14 protein-coding genes are annotated in these 16,678 nt (G+C 50.2%); 1 reads left to right on the forward strand and 13 read right to left on the reverse strand.

Features of this window, described 5'->3' with window-relative positions:
- Window positions 1–3: 3 nt before the first annotated feature.
- From M0L20_RS12190 to M0L20_RS12235, 10 genes are all read right to left on the reverse strand, one after another.
- A complete protein-coding gene (locus tag M0L20_RS12190; protein WP_232561243.1) occupies window positions 4–1,215 on the reverse strand; it encodes an alanine dehydrogenase in 1,212 nt (403 codons plus the stop codon).
- Window positions 1,216–1,306: 91 nt separating this feature from the next.
- The gene (gene tsaE / locus M0L20_RS12195) at window positions 1,307–1,729 is read right to left on the reverse strand and encodes a tRNA (adenosine(37)-N6)-threonylcarbamoyltransferase complex ATPase subunit type 1 TsaE (protein ID WP_248477230.1); all 423 of its coding nucleotides are present in this window, start codon (window positions 1,727–1,729) and stop codon (window positions 1,307–1,309) included.
- A gap of 84 nt (window positions 1,730–1,813) precedes the next feature.
- Window positions 1,814–3,100: a Gfo/Idh/MocA family protein gene (locus M0L20_RS12200; RefSeq protein WP_248477231.1), complete on the reverse strand. Its 1,287-nt coding sequence runs from the start codon at window positions 3,098–3,100 to the stop codon at window positions 1,814–1,816.
- 111 nt (window positions 3,101–3,211) lie between these two features.
- Window positions 3,212–4,942: a RagB/SusD family nutrient uptake outer membrane protein gene (locus tag M0L20_RS12205; protein ID WP_248477232.1), complete on the reverse strand. Its 1,731-nt coding sequence runs from the start codon at window positions 4,940–4,942 to the stop codon at window positions 3,212–3,214.
- A gap of 18 nt (window positions 4,943–4,960) precedes the next feature.
- Window positions 4,961–8,212, reverse strand: a complete 3,252-nt coding sequence (locus M0L20_RS12210; RefSeq protein ID WP_248477233.1) for a SusC/RagA family TonB-linked outer membrane protein — start codon at window positions 8,210–8,212, stop codon at window positions 4,961–4,963.
- Window positions 8,213–8,391: 179 nt separating this feature from the next.
- Complete coding sequence (locus M0L20_RS12215) at window positions 8,392–10,149, reverse strand: phospho-sugar mutase (RefSeq protein WP_248477235.1); 1,758 nt, start codon at window positions 10,147–10,149, stop codon at window positions 8,392–8,394.
- Window positions 10,150–10,377: 228 nt separating this feature from the next.
- Complete coding sequence (locus M0L20_RS12220; protein WP_248477236.1) at window positions 10,378–12,030, reverse strand: D-alanine--D-alanine ligase family protein; 1,653 nt, start codon at window positions 12,028–12,030, stop codon at window positions 10,378–10,380.
- A gap of 191 nt (window positions 12,031–12,221) precedes the next feature.
- A complete protein-coding gene (locus M0L20_RS12225) occupies window positions 12,222–12,488 on the reverse strand; it encodes a NifU family protein (protein ID WP_232561251.1) in 267 nt (88 codons plus the stop codon).
- An 86-nt stretch (window positions 12,489–12,574) separates the two neighbouring features.
- Window positions 12,575–13,678 (reverse strand): Mrp/NBP35 family ATP-binding protein, encoded by a 1,104-nt coding sequence (locus M0L20_RS12230; protein ID WP_232561252.1) that lies wholly within the window; start codon window positions 13,676–13,678, stop codon window positions 12,575–12,577.
- A gap of 43 nt (window positions 13,679–13,721) precedes the next feature.
- Entirely contained in the window at window positions 13,722–14,756 is a 1,035-nt protein-coding gene (locus M0L20_RS12235) for a GSCFA domain-containing protein (RefSeq protein ID WP_248477237.1), read from the reverse strand.
- Between the two features lie 249 nt (window positions 14,757–15,005).
- Here M0L20_RS12235 and M0L20_RS12240 point away from each other — a divergent pair, with 249 nt between their 5' ends.
- On the forward strand, window positions 15,006–15,377 hold the full coding sequence (locus M0L20_RS12240) for a hypothetical protein (protein WP_248477238.1): 372 nt from the start codon (window positions 15,006–15,008) through the stop codon (window positions 15,375–15,377).
- 62 nt (window positions 15,378–15,439) lie between these two features.
- Here the strand turns inward: M0L20_RS12240 and rplI are convergent, their stop codons facing one another.
- From rplI to rpsF, 3 genes are all read right to left on the reverse strand, one after another.
- On the reverse strand, window positions 15,440–15,883 hold the full coding sequence (rplI, locus tag M0L20_RS12245; RefSeq protein ID WP_232561255.1) for a 50S ribosomal protein L9: 444 nt from the start codon (window positions 15,881–15,883) through the stop codon (window positions 15,440–15,442).
- 80 nt (window positions 15,884–15,963) lie between these two features.
- Window positions 15,964–16,215, reverse strand: coding sequence for a 30S ribosomal protein S18 (gene rpsR, locus M0L20_RS12250; RefSeq protein ID WP_106139615.1), 252 nt, complete (start codon window positions 16,213–16,215; stop codon window positions 15,964–15,966).
- Window positions 16,216–16,226: 11 nt separating this feature from the next.
- A complete protein-coding gene (rpsF, locus tag M0L20_RS12255) occupies window positions 16,227–16,589 on the reverse strand; it encodes a 30S ribosomal protein S6 (protein WP_232561256.1) in 363 nt (120 codons plus the stop codon).
- Window positions 16,590–16,678: the final 89 nt, after the last annotated feature.

Consider the following 16,678-nt stretch of genomic DNA (forward strand, 5'->3'; position numbering starts at 1 on the left):
CTGTTAGAACCGGGCTGCCAGCAACAAATCTAAATCTTTGAAGCGCATGTTGAATTTACGCGCGATGTAGGCGTTGGTGAGCGTTCCCTTATGGGCATAAACACCTTTCATGAACCAACGGTTCGCGTACATCATCTGCTCGATACCGCCTGTTGTTCCCGTTTCGAGCAGGAAAGGCAGAAAGATGTTGCTAAGGGCCATACTGGCCGTATAAGCCACACGGGCCGCAATGTTGGGCACGCAATAGTGAATGACACCCATGTGCTTGAACGTAGGGTCCTTGTGCGTGGTCATTCGTGAGGTTTCGAAATTACCACCCTGATCGATGGATACGTCGATGATGACCGAACCCGGTTTCATTCGACCGATCATTTCTTCGGTGACAACAATCGGGCTAAGGCCGTCTTCGGCGCGCATGGCTCCAATAACCACATCGGCCCGCTGGATGGCTTCGGCCAGGGTATCGGAAGCGATAATCGACGTGTAGACGTGCTGACCGACAGAATACTTCAGCCGCTGGAGTTTGTAGAGGTGCTTGTCGAACACTTTGACATCGGAACCCATGCCCAATGCCGTTCGTACAGCGTATTCGGTTACGGTTCCGGCTCCCAGCATAACGACTTTTGTGGGCGGAACCCCCGTGATACCACCCAGAATAATGCCCCGGCCATTGTCGGCGTTGCTGAGGTATTCACCCGCAATAAGCATAACCGTGCTGCCTGCTATTTCGCTCATCGAGCGAATAATCAGCATGTTGCCCGCCTGGTCTTCGATGTATTCGTAGCCGAACGCCGTCAGGTTTTTGCTATTGATTTTCTCGAAGTAGCCCCGGTCGTGTGCGGGTAGGTTCAACGCAGAAATAACGGTACTGCCCGATTTAACGTGTTCAAACTCACCATCAACGAGGGGTTCGACTTTTAGGATCACGTTAGCTTCGTACACTTCTTGGGGCGATTGCGCTATTTGCGCTCCCGCTTCGCTGTATTCCGTATCTGAAAACTTCGCTTTCTCGCCAGCGCCTTTTTCAACGATTACGTTATGGCCATTGCGGACCAGAATCGCCACGGCTTCGGGCGTGAGTGCAATACGGTTCTCCTGAAGCGATACTTCTTTCGGCAAGCCGATAAGTAAACCGTTCCGACTGGTTTTTACCGCCAGCGGAGCTTCCTGTGGATATAGGGCCGTTTGTTTGGCCAATTCCTCGAATCCAGTCACGCGTTTTTAGTTTTCAGTTTTCAGCGTTCACCTTCCAGTTCGTGAGCGTATATAAGATGTATCGCCGTAACCGGAAGCTGAACACTGAACGCTAGTCAACCAATAAAGTTTCCACCGTGCGACGACCAACGTGATCGGCGGACAGATGGACTTGATAATAAGTAGCGGGCCACAACGATTCGATGCGCTCCGGCCACTCGATGAAACAATAATTGCCCGAATCAAAATACTCTTCAATGCCAATGTCCAGCGCTTCGGCTTCGTTGCGCAGTCGGTAACAGTCGAAGTGATAAACCGGTTTTCCTTCGTGCGTCGTGTACTCGTTGACAATGGAAAAGGTTGGACTTTGTACCATACTGACAACCCCCAGAGCACGGCAGAGCGCCTTGATAAGCGTTGTTTTTCCCGCACCCATTTCACCGTTGAACAGCCACACCGGGTTTTTACGTCCTTCGGCCAGCAACTGACGAGCCACTGAATCCAGTTCTTCGAGCCGATGAAAGTGTACCGTCATAGATGCGTTGTTTAAACCAGACAAGAACAATCCGTCTGGTATTGATGCTAAATGAGCGCTAATGGCCAACAAAGATACATAATTTTAGGAGGTCCACTCCTTTCGCATCGGTCGACTTAACAGCTTGTTTGCTTCGGCGTCGTTTTCGAATTTCTCTTTCGCCGGATTCCAGCGCAGCGGACGACCGAGTTGGTAAGCGATATTGCCAAGCGTACAGACCGAAGCGGTTCGATGGCCGACTTCAACGTCACAGATCGGATTCTTACGGCTCTTGATCGCATCCAGAAAGTCTTTGTAGTGATTGTCACTGTAGTAAACGCGCTTGTCTGACTCGCCAATGACCTTGTCTTTCAACGTTTCGGGGGTTGTGACGAGCGAACCCCGTCCCACTTTTACTTCGCCCTCCGTACCGATAAAGTGACAGAATTGCGGACCCTCGACGGGGGTATGGTGCATTTCTACGCCGTTGGCATAGCGATAGATCAATCCTTTTCCTTCTTTTCCCGGTTGCAGTTCGGTTGGGCCGGAATTGTCCATATCAAGACCCCACTGCGCAATATCAAACATGTGAGCGCCCCAGTCGGTCATGCCACCCCCGCCAAAATCGCGGATGTCGCGCCATTTCCCCCAAAAATCAGCGCCCAGAGCAGGATCGAGCACGTTGTTGTACGGTCGGGCAATGGTGTTCGGACCGAGCCAGGCGTCCCAGTTTAAGCCAGCCGGAACGGGTTCGGCTGTCAGATCGAAATCGCGTGGGGGACCGCCCACGTTTACGTTCACCGTTTTTACCTGACCGATATAACCGTTGCGTACCAGTTCGACCGCCTGCCGAAACTCTTTCCAGGAGCGCTGCATGTTGCCGGTCTGAAATACGCGCTTATACTTCCGCGTGGCGTTCACCATATCGCGCCCTTCTTGAATGGTAAGTGACAGGGGTTTTTCGCAGTAGATATCTTTGCCCCATTTGGCCGCCTGAATCGCTAATACGCTGTGCCAGTGGTCGGGCGTAGCAATAACTACCGCATCGATGTCTTTATTGGCGAGTAAGGCGCGGTGATCGTCGTACCCCTGGCAACCTTTGTAGGTTGTCTTTTCGGCCTTCTCGGCGTAGTGTTTGTTCACGGCTTCGGCGAAGGCGGCTACTTTGGGTTTGTCAACGTCACAGGCGGCTATGACACGCGCTTCATTTTTAAGGAATTGACGTTGCAAACCACCCGCTTGTTTGCCAAGCCCAATAAATCCTACGGTAATCTGATCACTGGGGGCCAGAAAGCCGCGACCCAGCACGTGACGCGGTACAATAGAAAAGACGGCCAGTCCAGCCGCTTGCTTAAGAAACGTGCGCCGGTTGGGTTGAGAAGAGTCGTTCATGGGACTAAGAGTTGATGCAAGCAAAAGAGGGTAGCGAGCAAGCTATACTTACTCACTACCCTCTAGATTGCTTCCGGTCAGCTTACCCGTCCATGAGAACCTGTTTAATTTCTAATTGTAGCCGGGATTTTGCGTTAGCGTGGCTGTGCCCCCTTTTTTACTGTTGAAAATTTCCTGAATCGGAATGGGGAAATATTCGTGCTGACCTTTGATGAACTTAACTCCTTTCAAATACGAGCGTTTGGCCGATTCCACCGAGTAATACGCGTTTAGCGTTTGATCGGCCAGATCCCAACGAACCAGATCGAACCGACGGTGGCCTTCCATGCCAAACTCCAATCGCTCTTCAAACTGTACGGCCTTCCGGGCGGTGACTTTGTCGGTCCAGGATGCGGTATACTCTTTGATAACATAGTTTGCAGCGGCTGTTCCGTCCGAATTTTTAACAAAACCGTCGGGGTTGGCGGCTCTCCGACGCACCTGATTGACGTAAGACCGCGCTTTTTCCAGATCACCGACTTCTACTTCCACTTCAGCCAGCCAGAGTAGCACGTGATCGTAGCGAATCAGGCGGTAGTTATTGGCATTCAACCGGGGGTTACCCGCGAACGTATTGGTGCCCACATCCGAGCGATACATGAGGTGTTTCTTGGGTGAATACGGACCTCCGTACGACTGATCACGAATATACGCCTTGCCGGGGTGAACGCCCCAGTCCAGAAAGGGAATCCCCCGGCGACCTACCGTCCAGTCCAGGCGAGGGTCGAGGTTTCCTGTGTAAGGCGTAAATGAGGCTGTTGATTCGATTCCCTGGTCATTTGGTACATCCGTCGAATTGAACGAGTCGAGCAAGGGCAGGCCATTGACGTCGGTTTTGAAGGCGTTTACCAGGTTCTGAGAAGGCTGGAAAAAACCACAGCAGGTCGTTACGCCACCGCCACCATAGGGATAGTTCAGCGTAGAGCCGATGTTCCCGTTTTCACCACCCGATGCACCATCGTTAACCGAATACTGCACTTCGAAAATCGACTCGGCATTATTATTGGTAACCGCTCTGAAATTGTCGTGGTAGCGATCCATTAACCGGTATTGGCCGCTAGCTACGATCGCTTCGAGATACGGTTTTGCTTCGGAATATTTCTTCTGGAAAAGATACGCTTTGCCAAGCTCAGCCGCAGCGGCCCACTTCGTCGGGCGACCCACCTGCGACTGCTTGGCGGGCAACACGTCATAAGCCGCTTTTAGATCGGCTACGATACTGGGCCAGATATCCGACGTGTTCGGGAGCTTCGTACTTTCGAGGTCATTGGGGTTGTACGTTTTCTCGTCAATGTAGGGAACCATGTTGTACATCTTCTTGAGTTCAAAATGGTAATGTCCCCGCAGAAAACGAGCTTCGGCCGTAATCTGCTGCTTTTCCGAATCGGTCATATCCTTCGCGACGGCCAAGGTCTGCAATACGTCGTTCGACCGCGCAATGCCATCGTACATGCCCCGCCATTTACCCCGGAAATAAATGTTATCCGACTGAATGTTTGCCTGCTCGATGAGCGAGATAGGGGGTTGGTCACCGGCGATGGTTCCTTTGTACGCATCGTCGGACGCTACGCTGCCGTACACCCAGTTGTCGGCTCCCACCTGATAAGACCGGTAGGCTCCTTCGGGTGTTGCCCACCCGTCGAGCAGGGAGTAGGCACCAATAAGCAGCGCATTGACGCCCGCTTTGTTTTGCAGTGGACTGATTAGTAACGCAGCTTTGGGTTGAACATCCAGAAATTTGTCGGAACAAGACGTAGCGATAGCCAGCGAGACTGTTGTTATGAATAAAGTCGTTTTTTTCATGGCAAGGAATGGGGTACGTTAAAAAGAAAGATTCAGACCAACCAATACGGTTTTCGCTACGGGATACGAACCACCGTCGACACCAATTTGCCGATCGTTACCAGACGAGTACGAACGCAAATTGATTTCTGGGTCCATTCCCGAGTATTTCGTGACGGTGAACAGGTTTTGGCCCTGAATGTAAACCGACGTAGCGCCCAGTTTCAGGCGAGATAGCAGGGCCTGCGGGAGTTGATACGTGAGCTGAATGTTCTTCATCCGGAAGTACGAACCACTTTCGAGGTAATACGTCGACGGCTGGATACTCACCTGATCGCTCGAACGCAGCTGGGGCAGAACGGCGTCGGTACTGCCCGGACGCCAGGATTGATACAGCATCCGGGTGCTGCGGTTACCGCCAAACGTGGGGAAATCGGTCCAGTATTTAACGTAGTTGAAAATCTGATTCCCCTGAACACCCTGTCCGAATACAGTCAGCCCGAAGTTTTTGTAGTTCAGACTAACGTTCAGGCCGTAGGTAAACTTTGGGTGCGGGCTCCCGATGATGCTTAGATCCTGGGAGTTAATGACGCCATCACCGTTTACGTCGCGGAACTTGAACCGACCTGCTACGTTTTCGGAAGCAGCGTTCCCAAATTGCACAGGATGTGCTTTGGCTTCTTCGTTCGATTGGAAAATACCGTCGATGGTATAGCCAAAAAAGGAAGCAATCGGGTAATTCTGCTGCGTGACGACGAAGTTCTGGATGCGCTCATCGTTGATGCCGAAATACTGGGTGCTGGGATCGCCATTTGTTTTCGTAACGACGTTGCGATACGTACTGAAGTTGGCGTTGACGTTGTAGGTTAAACCACTTGCGCCAATCTTATCCCCGTAGCCGATCATAAGATCGACACCCCGGTTGCGCATCGAACCGATATTCCGGAACGGATTGGTCGCTACGCCCTGCGTAAGCGGGGGCTGAACGGGGAAAAGCATGTCTGATGTCGTGCGGGTGTACCAGTCGAAACCAACGCTCAACCGATTCTTTAGCAAGGACGCATCAAAGCCAATGTTCAGGCTGGTCGTTGTTTCCCACTTGGCCTGAATATTCCCGAACTGCGTTAGTTCGTACCCCGATACGGCCGACGTGCGCGTGCCGTTGATGTCGTAGAACGACGTAATCGGGTTGGTACTGAATTGTGTAAAGGAGTTGTAGTTACCGATTTCCTGGTTACCTGTCTGACCAAATCCTACCCGGAATTTCAGGTCATCGACCAGCGTAATAGGCTTAAAAAAATTCTCCTTCGAAATGCGCCAACCCGCACTAGCTGCCGGAAACACCGCCGACCGATATTCTGGGGCAAAGCGGGAGGAACGGTCCCGGCGAACCGTCAGATCGAGCAGGTATTTGTCGTCCAGGCCATAGTTGATCTTCGCGAACTCGGAGGCCAGACTCCAGTTCGATGCGGTGCCGTTGTTGGTCTGAATACCGGTACCTGAGCTAAGGTAGCGGTTGTCCAGGTCATCCACGAAGAAATTGGTACGGGTAGCATCGAAGGTTTCGAAGTAGTTTTTGATCGCTTCCGTACCGGCAATGACGTTGAACCGGTGCCGATCTCCCAGATTGATGTTATAGGTCAGCGTGTTATACCAGGTCCATGTCCAGCCGTAGTTGTTATTGGTTGTCAGGCTGTTTGATCCACGTGCTTCTGAGGCTTCGATATTCCGGATCGAATAGTTGCGGAAGTTATAGTTGTTGTAGTCAATCCCGAAACTAGTACGAGCCGTCAGATTGGGCAGGATGTCTACTTCGGCGAACGCATTTCCAAATAACCGAACCTCGATCTCTTTATTATCCTTGTTTCGGTAGAGATCTGCCATTGGATTGAAAGCATTGTCGAGGTCCCCCCCGCGTGTACCGGCAAAATTTCCCGCTACGTCGTATACGGGAATAATAGGCTGAATCCGGTAGGCAAATGAAATGGGGTTACTCTCCGCATTGTTACCATTGGGCTGACCGACACGTTCGCCATAAGCCACCTGAAAATTCTGCCCAAGGCGCACCCGTTTGGTTACGTTGAATTCGGTGTTGGCACGAAGCGAATACCGTTTGTAACCCGTGTACTTCATGATACCTTCCTGATTGAAGTAATTGAGCGACATGGCATAACGCCCGGTTTCGCTGCCACCCGATACGCCCAGCTGATGATTCTGAATCGGAGCCGTCCGAAAGATTTCTTCCATCCAGTCGGTCCCCGTTTTGTTAGCTTTCGTAATCAGCAGGAATTTAGATGAATTGATGTCGTTGTTGTAGTTGACATACGTACCGTCGGCATTGCGGGCAACCCGAGAGTCTCCTTCCATAGCGCCACTTGGCAAAATATAGTCGGGGATGACGGGCGTAGCGCCATTCCCGAACTGCGAATGAAGCGGGTTCCCATTAGCGGAAACAACCCCTGAATTTTTCCGAGACTCCCAGATCAGATTAGCGTATTCCTGGGTGTTAAGCATGTCCAGCAGCTTGCCATGTCGCTGAGAACCGTAGTACGTGTCGTACGTAAATTTGGGTTTACCCGCTTTACCCTTTTTCGTAGTGATGATAACGACACCGTTACCGGCCCGAGAACCATAGATAGAAGCCGCCGATGCGTCTTTTAGAATCTGCATACTCTCCACGTCGTTGAGGTTCAGTGTGTTCAGGTTTCCCTTGGTCGGAACACCGTCAATGACGTAAAGCGGAGAATTATCGTTGATCGTACCAAAACCACGGATACGTACCATGACGCCACCGCCGGGCGAATTTTCGTTACCGACCTGCACGCTGGCTACACGGCCTTGTAAGGCTTGCCCGACGTTAGTCGATGGAACGGACAGCAACTGCTTCGTATCGACCGTCGCAACCGCCCCCGTGATGTCGCGTTTGGCCTGAGCACCGTAACCCGTCACAACGACTTCGTTGAGCGTTTTTACGTCAGGAGCTAGGGCAATGGTGAGCGTTGTACGAGCGCCTATGGTAATATCCTGGGAAACGTACCCGATGGCCGAAACTGTCAGAATATCACGACCGGAGGATACATTGAGCGAAAAATGGCCGTCGGCGTCGGTGACTACGCCTGTCGTCGTACCTTTAACCAAGACGTTTGCACCGGGCAATCCCGAATTGTCATTTCCATCGATGATCCGACCGGAAATTTTTCGATCCTGGGCAAATGCCCCCACGCACAGAGCCCAGCTCATCAGGAGCAAAGGGACGGTACGATACAACTTTTGTAAAACACTACGAGTCATACGATTAATTAGAATAAGTGGTGGCAATTAGGGAATATACTTGAGTATTATTCCCTAATTGCCACCACTTATTCTAATTAATCTTACTTTATTTCTATAACTATTATTTGTACAAACGAAAACCCCGGTCGTGTGAATGACCGGGGTTTTCGTTTGTACAAATAATAGTTATGCGCTACCTAAACGAGTTGCAACTCGTCTATTACCCGCTGTACTTTTTCTTTCAGCTGAGCGTAGGTGTCGTCAAAGGCTTCTTTGCTTTCGAGCGGTTCACGCACGCTGACGTAAAACTTGATCTTGGGTTCGGTACCCGATGGGCGAGCCGATACTTTAGTGCCGTCTTCCGTAAAAAATTGCAGCACGTTCGATGATTCGATACCTAGCTTTCCTGCTTCAATGGCTGAAGTTTGTCCACTTTGGGCATCCAGGCGTGTCAATGCTTTGTAATCATCAACCCGAACGACGGGCGAACCAGCAATTGATTTCGGTGGGTTAGCCCGGAAGTCGGCCATCATCTGCTGAATTTCTTCAGCGCCCGCTTTTCCTTTTTTGGTCAACGACACCAGCGCTTCGTAGTAGAAGCCGTTTTCCTGGTACATCGCCATCAGCAAATCAAACAGGCTCTTGCCATTGTCTTTGGCATAAGCCGTCAGTTCGGCAATCATGGCACAGGAAGCAATTGCGTCTTTGTCGCGGACGAAATCACCGATGAGGTAGCCGTAGCTTTCTTCACCACCACCAATAAATTTCTCTTTTCCTTCCAGTTCCCGAATCACTTCGGCAATGTATTTAAAGCCAGTTAGCGTGTTGTAGCATTTAACACCGTACCGTTCGCACATCTGATCGATGAGGTCAGTGGTAACGATGGTTTTGGCTACGAACTCTTTACCCGTCAGCTTGCCTGCGTCTTTCCAGGCATTAAGCAGGTAATAAATAATCAGGCTGGCCATCTGGTTACCGTTCAGCAGCTCAAATTCGCCGTGGTGGTTGCGGGCACCTGCGCCTACGCGGTCGGCGTCGGGATCGGTCGCCATGACCAGATCGGCGTTGATTGATAAGGCCAGATCAAGCGCGAGCTGCATGGCAGCCCGTTCTTCCGGGTTCGGTGACTTCACCGTCGGGAAATTGCCATCGGGTGTTGCCTGCTGCTCAACAATGTGAACGTTGGTGAAGCCCAGCCCATCGAGCGCGCGGGGAACGAGCGTAATGCCGGTTCCGTGAATGGGCGTGTAAACAATGTTGAGATCGGCCTGACGCTTAATTACGTCTGGATTAACGGCGTTCGACTTGATCCGTTCGATATACGGAGCATCGATTTCTTCGTCGATCAGGTGGATTTTTTCGGGAACGCCCTCAAACTTGATGTCATCGACCGACGTAATTTTACTTACCTCGGCAATAATGGCTTTGTCGTGCGGAGAAACGACCTGCGCGCCATCGTTCCAGTATACTTTATAACCGTTGTATTCAGGCGGATTGTGCGAAGCCGTTACGACGATACCACTTTGGCAGCCCAGTTGCCGAATTGCGAAAGACAGTTCGGGTGTCGGGCGAAGCGCGCTGAACAGATACACTTTAATGCCGTTGGCCGAGAAAATATCCGCCACCAACCGGGCGAACTCGGGGCTCATCCGGCGACTGTCGTGCGCAATGGCAACGCTAATATCCTCATCGGGAAACGCTGCATTGATGTAGTTGGAAAGTCCTTGCGTAGCGGCTCCAACCGTGTACCGGTTCATGCGGTTTGAACCAACGCCAACCACCCCGCGCAGGCCACCCGTTCCAAATTCGAGATCACGGTAAAACGAGTCGGTCAACTCCGTGACATTGCCTGAATCAATCAAATGCTGAATGGCTTCTTTGGTGTCGGCATCATAATTGCCGCCCAGCCATTGGTCTACGCGCTGCTGTGTGGAAGCGTCAAGGGTCGTTGTCATACGAAAAGGCTTATTAAAACTATAAATGATTGTGCGCCAAAATTACAATTCCCCAACTGCCTACCAAATCCTTACAATAGATTGCGTAAAGAATGTGGATAAGTTTACGTATTATCTAGAAATTATAATTGTTGTAACCTAAAAATGTGTAAAGTCGCTGCTTCGGCCATCTTTATTCAAACTTGCCATTCAGTTGAACAGATAGTAGCCTAGTTGCCTGCACAACTACTAAATATACCTCGCCGTAATGTGAGCAGTTTGCTCAACTGTTTCAATAAGTAGCGAATGGCGCGGCTGGCTTAGCGCTATTTCCAACTCGACAATCGTGTCTTTGAAAAGTAGATAAACCGGAATCTCGTGCGATTCAGCCTTCCCTTTGATGTACATAAGCGACGGACGAACGACTCCGGAGGCTGCTAACTCGTTGTATTGCTGCTTGGCTGCCAAGAATTCCTCGTCGCTCGATCCAAACGAAATAACCCGTTCGGGTAGCGGATTGGCTTTGCGGTTGGCTAGTTGAGCGTCAAGATCGGTCAGCAATCGTTTGAGGTGGAAAGTGTCTTTTCCCGAGCGAATCCGTTCTCGCAGCGACTGACGAATCAGGTAAGTCAATGAGTTCGACAGGTTCAGACCAATTTCGGCCATTTGCTTGAAAATAAGGGAGGACGGCGACATACCCGGAATGGTGTTCGGATCGTGAAGCAGTACCCGACCGTCGGGCGTCAGGAACCCATCAATGCGTGCGTACACATTAATCCCTAAGCGCGTAAATACTTCGGCTACCGCTAATTGAATCTTCCGGTTGTTTTCCAGCGTCGTTTCGACCGGAATCCGTTTTTTGGTAGTGTTGAGTTTGTACTTCGACTCGAAATCAAAGCTGGTTACGTTGTAAATTTCGGTCGGTGGCAACGCAATCGCCATTTGGTCGTCATCCTGAATAACTCCGCACGAAAATTCCTGCCCGCTGATAAATTCTTCGAACAGCACTTCGTCTTCCGCATTGAGTGAGGCCAGCGTAATGGAGGAGCCACTCGAAGCCAGCGCATCAAGTTTTTCGATGAAATCGTTGGGGTGATGAATCACTTCGCCCGTTTGCTCGATCACGACGGGAAAGCTAATACCCGAATCCAGGCTTACCATTGTCTGAGCCATTTCCCGCTTCTCGCCGGCTGACAGGTCGGACCATTCGCTTAATTTACTCCATCCGTCGGGACGAATGCTCATCGTAAAGAAGCACTGCTCGACCGCCCGGCAGAACTGCGCCAGGTCAGCTTCCCGCACGATGGCTACGCCGATGGACGAACCCTGATGGGGTGCTTTCACAACGATGGGCAAACCCAGATGCTCCGTCAGTGACTGAAAAAACTGGGCTTTGTCGGCCTGTTCATAGGCATCGCGGCTAATGGTAGCTGTTTTCTTTTGTTGCCCATTGGCGAGCGCGATCAACTCATTTTGTAATATTTTATTGATGCCTACCGCTGAACCAACCAGACCAGGACCCGTGTAAGGCATTTTGTACCATTCGAGTAAACCCTGAATCGCACCGTCTTCGCAGTCGGGTCCATGCATGGCCAGAAATGCCATATCGAAATGATCGCGGAATTGTTCGGGGCGTATCTCAGGCAGGGCTGCTTCCAGTACGTCCTGGTCGAGTGATTCGTCGTACACCGAGAATCCTGATTTGTCCTGGGGTAAAGCGTCGCGCAGGGACGGATGCATCAGAAATTCAGGTTCAACGAGTCGGAACCGTCCGCGCCCGTCTACGAATACCAGAACTGGCTCGAACAAGCCTTTGTCTAAATTTGCCAGAGCTGTGCGCCCACCTGCATACGACACCTCGCGCTCCCGCGCTGGGCCCCCGAAGAAAATGCCTATTTTCACTGGTTTGAGAATATTACGATTCGCAAATAAACGAAAAAGCCGCCTGTTTATGGACAGACGGCTCAAGTCAATACGATATGAAATTCCGGGCGCTTGTTCTATAATCGCTTATCGAAAGCAGGCAACCCTACTTGGCAAGCGCTATAAATAGGCCATTGGATGTAAATCAAGAGCAAGAAGCAGCCAGTTCGTTAAAACGCAGGCGTAATGTTGATTGCTTCTACTTTGGTGATTTCAGGAACGGCTTTCAGGATTGCTTCTTCCAGGCCACCTTTGAACGTCATGGCCGACATGGGACAAGAGCCACACGCACCGATCAACTCGAGTCGTACGGTTTTATCGTCGGTCACTTCCAGCACTTTCACGTTGCCACCATCGGCAGCCAGGTAAGGCCGCATGCCATCAAGCGCTCGTTCGATTTTCGTAATCAGTTGGTCGTTATTAACTACCGTCTCCATGAATTTTGTATTTACGGTAAATTTACAGGATATCGAGGTTTTATGCAACTAACAAACCAAGCTCAGACTTGGTCCAAATAAACAGGTTACGCTACTTCTACGCGCTTGGTGCGGTCAATCGATGCGTTCCGGATGGCTACTTGCTGTGCCAGCGCTTCCGCTGCCGACCGGAATGCCTCAAGCGTTACCGGATCGCCCATGCTGACAGCAGGACGGCCTTCGTCGCCCGCTTCCCGTATGCTTTGCACAAGCGGGATCTGGGCCAGCAGCGGCACGTCGAACTGCTCGGCCAGCTCTTTACCGCCCCCTTTACCAAAAATGTGGTATTTATGATCAGGTAATTCGGCAGGGGTGAAGTAAGACATATTTTCAATAACGCCGAGTACCGGAACGTTAATCTGCGGCTGCCGGAACATGGCAAGCCCTTTTGTTGCATCGGCTAAGGCTACTTTCTGGGGAGTCGTTACGATAATTGCCCCCGTTACCGGTACCGTTTGAACCAGCGTCAGGTGAATGTCGCCTGTACCCGGTGGTAAATCGATGAGCAGATAATCCAGTTCGCCCCAATCGGCGTCGGAAAAGAATTGCTGCAAGGCCCGACCCGCCATTGTACCCCGCCAGATAATGGCCTGACCCGGTGCAACCAGAAAGCCCATCGACAGAATTTTGATGCCAAACTGCTGAATGGGCTCCATCTTCGTCTGACCATCTACCTGAAAAATACGAGGCTGTATGTTTTCGGCACCAAACATGGTTGGCATCGAAGGACCGTAAATATCCGCATCGATGATCCCAACTTTAGCCCCCGATTTGTGGAGCGCAATGGCCAGGTTTGCTGTAACGGTAGATTTGCCAACGCCACCCTTACCTGATGATACGGCAATAATATTTTTTACGCCCGGCAGCGTCGGTGCGTTGTTACGCGTTGACGTTACGTCAGACGTCATGTCGATCTTGACTTCAATCTCCGGACCTATGTGCGTGTGAATAGCATCTTCGCATCGTTTCCGAATGACTTCCTTCAGCGGACAGGCAGGTGTTGTCAGTACAACCGTAAAGCGCACCTGACCGATGCTTAACTCAATATCTTTGACCATGTTGAGCGAAACAAGATCCTTCTTGAGATCAGGCTCCTCAACGGTACTTAGGGCTTGTAAAACAGCTTCTTTGGATAATCGGTAATCAGACATAATATTGGAAAAAAGAAGGGAGGAAGGCCGGGATAGTTGAAAATCAGGCAAATTCTATTTCGCCATCTTTCCTGTCCGCGCTTTGGCTTTCAGGCTGTTCTCCGCCTTTTAAACGACTACGAACCGCTGCCAGTTCCGCCGAAACGTCTACTTGCGCAGATAAGCTTTCTAATTGGGTTAGCAACCGTCCTAAAAATTGCTCGTGAGCGGGGCTATTGCCATAAAGTGGACGATGAGCCAGCGATTTTTTTAGTTTGGACCACTGAACAATAAAGTCACGAAGTTCGACGTCAAATGCACTTTCAGCAAGTTTGTCGAAAATATAATCGTGGGCCAGTGCGTTCGGGTGGATCAAATCCGCTTCGTAAAACCGGTAATCCCGCAGATCGTCAATCATCAGCTCATAAGCTGGGAAATAGGATACCCAGTTATTCCAGACCGTCAGCTCGTGAGCGATCACGCGCAGCGTCGATTTACTGACCTGATTGATGGGTAGCGTGTCGCGGGTGTGACGAACGGGGCTAACCGTCAGCAGGACGTTGAGCTTCGGATTGGCTTTGCGCAGTATTTTCAGCAGCAGTGTCAGCTCATCGCGAAGATGGTCAATCTGATATAAGTACTTCTCGAACAGTTGCCCCGGCATTTTATGGCAGTTTGCCACGACTTTACCCGTTTCGATGTGCCGATAAACAACCGCCGAGCCGAGCGTAAGAAACAGAAAATTAGCTTCGCGTAAGGCTAAGCCGGTTTGTGCCAATGTTTGGATGAGTAAAGTGCGTAATTCATCCCGATTGGTAGCCCAGAGCGACGAATGAAAGTCGTAGTGAAACCAGGTTCCATCGCGTTCGATGTAGCGATCTTCATCCGGTGGTGTTCCGTAGAGCGCCATCGTTAACAGCCTGACAATCGAGACGGGGTTGAAGATCGTTCCGAAGGGGTTGTCCAGCACAGTTAGCTTATGATCGGCCAGCCGACGCCCCATGACCTCCGCAAAGCACGACCCAATCGTTACAATACGGCTGTTCAGGCCGATCGAATGGGGGAGCGATTCAGGTACTAATTCGGTATGAAACTGCATACTGAAAGAACACAAAACAAAGGCAATTAGGTTCTGGCTATGAAATATAATCGACTAGTCAATTTATTGATTTACAGTTATTTGTGATGAGTACATTTTGTTTGAGAAGTAGTCAGGGTTTCTTTCTAAAGCTGATTCTGAGTAAGTAGCGTATAGCCTCAATTTTGGCAATGCCTTGCGTTCGCCGTGAAGAGCCACGACTTTTCTTTACATTCACGGAGAAATCCTTTTTTCCGCCATTACGTAACGATGTCCTTTCAAAAACGCATTAAAACCCTAAGTTTTGAGTCATTAAATGAATTAATCACGCAAGCTCATCAGGAAATTGACCGCCGACAAGCGCTTATTGAGCGAATTCCACCGTTAAAACTACAGGAGATTGCCTTTTCCGTTCGTGCCCGTGATCTGTTATACCGAACGATTGCCGAAAAGAAAAAACTTGTTTATTGGCAGGACGCCCAGAAACTTACACTGGGCGAAACGCTAAAACTGTTGGAACAAAGTGATTGGCGACTAATAAAGTACAAGAACAATAAAGTCTTCGATGAGATACAGTCGTTGTTTCAAACCTACAAAGCTCCGTTGGACTGGTACTACAGTGAAGTAGAAGGAAACATGTAAGCATAAAAAAAGGTCGGTCCTGATTTATTCAAGACCGACCTTTTAGTTGGAAGCGTGTACGCTTATTCAGCCGATACAACTTCAAATTTTACTTTGTGCTTCACGTCCTTGTGCAGGTCAAGCGAAGCTTCGTAGGTACCAAGCGTCTTAACGTCATCAACCGTGATTTTCTTCCGGTCAATGTCAAAGCCTTTTTCACGCAGGGCATCAGCAACTTGGGTGTTGGTAACACGACCAAAGATTTTGCCGCTGTCGCCCGCTTTTGCTGGAATCGTCAGCGTGATGTCGCCGATACCATCTGCAATTGCTTGCGCGTCGTTCTTGATTTTTTCGGCTTTGTGAGCAGCCTGACGGATGTTTTCGGCAACGATCTTCTTGTTCGAAGAAGTAGCCATAACCGCATAACCCTGAGGGATCAGGTAGTTGCGGCCGTAACCTGGCTTCACCGCTACGGTGTCGTTTTTATAGCCCAGGCCGGCAATATCGGTTTTTAAGATGATTTCCATTTGTTCAGAATAATTTTCCGTTTTCTGGTTTCAGTGGGGTGATCCGCTGAGGGCTCACGGTGTACTGAAAACAGTAAACTTTATTTCAGTGAATCTCCTACGTATGGCAGGATGGCCAGATGACGAGCGCGTTTAACGGCTTGTGCCACTTTACGCTGGTTTTTCAGGCTCGTGCCAGTTAACCGCCGGGGAAGGATCTTGCCCTGTTCGTTCAGCAGTTTCAGCAGGAAGTTACCATCTTTATAATCGATGTATTTGATGCCGGCTTTTTTAAAGCGGTCGTATTTTTTGCGGGTCTCAGTTTTCGAGACAGATTCGTTTTGCAAACTCATGGTTACGTAGCCTAAGCGTTTTCGGTTTGTTTTTTCTTGCCCACCAAGCCATTACGCTTGCGGTCATTGTAAGCAACGGCGTGTTTATCGAGCGAAACCGTCAGGTGACGGATGATGCGCTCATCGCGGAGGTACTCAGTGTTGAGTTTCTCGATGATCGTGCCGGGAGCCTTAAACTCGAAGAGTTGGTAGTAACCCGTGTTCTTGTGCTGGATCGGATAAGCCAGTTTGCGAAGGCCCATGCTCTCTTCGTGAACGAGTTCCGCACCGTTATCGGTCAGCACCTTGCGGAACTTGTCAACGGCGTCCTTTATCTGAGTCTCAGATAAAACGGGAGTTAAGATGAACACCGTTTCGTAGTTATTAGGAAACATTGTACGTAATTGGTTTGAAATGAGGGCGCAAAGGTAAGAAAAAAAGTGTTTAGTTGATAGTACTTGTCTATAAATAGTATGAAAAAAGG

The sequence above is a fragment of the Spirosoma liriopis genome (genome assembly GCF_023196085.1).
GTDB lineage: Bacteria > Bacteroidota > Bacteroidia > Cytophagales > Spirosomataceae > Spirosoma > Spirosoma oryzicola.

Bases quoted from the DNA above. Each gene is read 5' to 3' on its own strand.
- tsaE (WP_248477230.1), bottom strand. From the start codon at position 1,729: ATGACGGTACACTTTCATCGGCTCGAAGAACTGGATTCAGTGGCTCGT.
- M0L20_RS12200 (WP_248477231.1), bottom strand. From the start codon at position 3,100: ATGAACGACTCTTCTCAACCCAACCGGCGCACGTTTCTTAAGCAAGCG.
- M0L20_RS12205 (WP_248477232.1), bottom strand. From the start codon at position 4,942: ATGAAAAAAACGACTTTATTCATAACAACAGTCTCGCTGGCTATCGCT.
- M0L20_RS12210 (WP_248477233.1), bottom strand. From the start codon at position 8,212: ATGACTCGTAGTGTTTTACAAAAGTTGTATCGTACCGTCCCTTTGCTC.
- M0L20_RS12215 (WP_248477235.1), bottom strand. From the start codon at position 10,149: ATGACAACGACCCTTGACGCTTCCACACAGCAGCGCGTAGACCAATGG.
- M0L20_RS12225 (WP_232561251.1), bottom strand. From the start codon at position 12,488: ATGGAGACGGTAGTTAATAACGACCAACTGATTACGAAAATCGAACGA.
- M0L20_RS12230 (WP_232561252.1), bottom strand. From the start codon at position 13,678: ATGTCTGATTACCGATTATCCAAAGAAGCTGTTTTACAAGCCCTAAGT.
- M0L20_RS12235 (WP_248477237.1), bottom strand. From the start codon at position 14,756: ATGCAGTTTCATACCGAATTAGTACCTGAATCGCTCCCCCATTCGATC.
- M0L20_RS12240 (WP_248477238.1), top strand. From the start codon at position 15,006: ATGTCCTTTCAAAAACGCATTAAAACCCTAAGTTTTGAGTCATTAAAT.
- rplI (WP_232561255.1), bottom strand. From the start codon at position 15,883: ATGGAAATCATCTTAAAAACCGATATTGCCGGCCTGGGCTATAAAAAC.
- rpsR (WP_106139615.1), bottom strand. From the start codon at position 16,215: ATGAGTTTGCAAAACGAATCTGTCTCGAAAACTGAGACCCGCAAAAAA.
- rpsF (WP_232561256.1), bottom strand. From the start codon at position 16,589: ATGTTTCCTAATAACTACGAAACGGTGTTCATCTTAACTCCCGTTTTA.